The sequence below is a fragment of the Endozoicomonas sp. SESOKO4 genome, from assembly GCF_024606275.1.
Map to the genome: position 1 here is coordinate 1 of NZ_JAHHPS010000185.1, position 1,354 is coordinate 1,354.

At 50.7% G+C, this 1,354-nt stretch carries 1 protein-coding gene; it reads right to left on the minus strand.

All coding sequences use genetic code 11. The features are described 5' to 3' along the window. A partial coding sequence (locus KDK16_RS03490) for a hypothetical protein (protein ID WP_257274702.1) occupies positions 1-1,241 on the minus strand: 1,241 nt, incomplete at its 3' end. Positions 1,242-1,354: the final 113 nt, after the last annotated feature.

Consider the following 1,354-nt stretch of genomic DNA (forward strand, 5'->3'; position numbering starts at 1 on the left):
TCTAACACAATCGTCAGTTTTTCAAAGGCTTCCTGCAGGATTTCACGTGACTTCATTTGGGGATATTCGACGATCATTTCACTCGTTACGGCACTGCAACTCAGCTTCATACTATCAGCTTGTTTATCCAGTTTAATCACTTTCAGTAACTGCACTAAAAACCACATACGCATTAACTTACCACGCTTATCACTGCCATCAGTGCTCCGAAACTGGTCGGAAAATTTCAGCCGCAAGGTTCGTCCTTTCCCCCCCTCTGCGTTTTCAAGTAGTTCGATAACACAGATATGACTTCCGAGCTCCAGGTTAACAATCAAAGCGTCATCCATACTGACGACAGTCCCTGAGTACTCTAATTTTTTGATCGATGTTTTACAGGACGGACTCAATAGCGATGCCTTTTCACCTGAGTCACCCGGAGTCGTACAATCAACATAGGTGACGCGTTTTTCCTCAGAAACCCTACCATGACCCGAGGCCAGAGTGACCGGTGCCAGCGCCTTTACGAAACGCTGATGCAGGGCAAAAATCAGCTCATGAACACTCAGAACCTGTTCAGCCTTCCCGGGATTGAGTGCTTGAAGAAAGGATTTTAGCTGATAGCAGTCGGCCACCCACTTAATAAACGACAATTGACGCTCTTCACCGGTCTGCTGGTGACGAGTGATACTCTCTAACCCGGATTGGATAGTCTGTTTCAACGTCACGAACCGGGAGGTCAATTGCATCAATTCATCCAGCAATGACTGGACCTCTTCTGAATCGCTGTTTCCCGCCAGCAGCAAGAAGGCCCGGTAGCCCTCCAACAGGGCTTCAGCCCCGTGAATCAGCCGGTTTACGTTGTCTACGGTCTCTGCCAGTAGCTTTGATCGTTGAGGCGAAATGCTTAGTTTTACCGGGTTTGCCAGACAATCCAGACCGCCGCCGGAGGCAAAAAATGCCAGCAGCCGGGCATTTTGATCCGCGAGCCATTGAAAGCCGCTGGCGACCAGTCGGAATGTGCCCTCTGGGGGGGATAAATCATCCCGTGACGGGACAGCTTTTGTTAACGGCACATCAGAAATACCACAGGACAGGCTTCTGTGACTGGCCAGTTTTCTGGTAAGGTCACCGGCAGCAATGAAGGCAGAGGGTATACCATTAAAACGGGCGCTGGCCAGTGTCACCTGTCGGCCATGCAGAGCGGCTAAGGCCGGATACTGCCCCTCGGCCAGCATCAAGGTTTTTTCCTCCTGTTTCATGAGAATCGCCACATGATCATTGAACCCTCCTTGATCAAAGGCAAACCCTCCTGCCCGCCTGAGGAACCCAGGCTCAAGCATCCATTCTTCAGCATGTCGGGCCACAACAATGG